The organism is Herbivorax alkaliphila, assembly GCF_030848475.1.
Lineage (GTDB): Bacteria > Bacillota > Clostridia > Acetivibrionales > Acetivibrionaceae > Herbivorax.
In genome coordinates, this window is the sequence record NZ_JAVDDS010000149.1 from 1 (window position 1) to 897 (window position 897).

Genomic DNA, 897 nt, shown 5'->3' on the forward strand with positions numbered 1-897 from the left:
ACCCGAAAAATGAAGCACATGGATGTGCGTGCCTTTCGGTGCATGTCATCTAACGTTGTGGATTGTCAACGTGCCCGAAGCTTAGTGAAACTTCTACTTGCTGAGGGCATGTGGTGCTGACCTACTACCTGTTCTTGCTACTGCACCTTTATGGCAATCTGTTGTTAGATGACGTGCACCTCCAACGTGTTCAGATATCCCTATGGACGGGGATTCCTTTATCAAAACTTTAACATACCTCAACGTCGCACTTAATAAATACTATGTATCAATTCTTGTTAATTCATTTATTGTTTTATTCCTGTAGACTAAATCATCTCTAACTGTAAATCCTCTTTTTTCCCAAAAAGAATTTCCCAGCTCATTCTTTGAAAAAACAACTAATGCTACTTTATTAATTCCTTCAATTTTTAATGCGTTCACAGCTGCATCGACTAAAGCTGTTCCAACTCCATTTTTGCGTTCTAATACAGATACCGCAGTATGATGAATATATCCTCGTCTTCCATCATTTCCGCATAGAATTACACCAATAATCAAATTATCTTTTTCTGCAACGAAACATGTTTCAGGATTTCGTCTTAAATATTTTTCAATCTCCTGTCTTGAATCATCTAAATTATTCAACCCCATTCCTGGCGTATTCACCCATAAATCATAAACACAATCGTAATCAGCAATTGTCATCTTTCTAATAATCATCTTAGACTCCTTATTTATTAAAGATATTAAGCCTCCAAAACCCTACCCGAAAAATGAAGCACATGGATGCGCTTGCCTTTCGGCGCATGTCATCTAACGTTGTGGATTTCCAAAGTTTATAAGCCTTAGCCAGACTTGGCTTGGCGAATGAATTTGGATGCAGCGTAGCGGAACTGGAAATCTTTTGTTAGGCGA

The 897-nt window shown here is 38.2% G+C and carries 1 protein-coding gene; it reads right to left on the reverse strand.

All coding sequences use genetic code 11. The features are described 5' to 3' along the window. Positions 1-261 precede the first annotated feature (261 nt). Positions 262-702, reverse strand: a complete 441-nt coding sequence (locus RBH29_RS17775) for a GNAT family N-acetyltransferase (RefSeq protein ID WP_306698349.1) — start codon at positions 700-702, stop codon at positions 262-264. Positions 703-897: the final 195 nt, after the last annotated feature.

Coding starts and splice junctions, on each gene's coding strand:
- RBH29_RS17775 (WP_306698349.1), bottom strand. CDS start 702: ATGATTATTAGAAAGATGACAATTGCTGATTACGATTGTGTTTATGAT.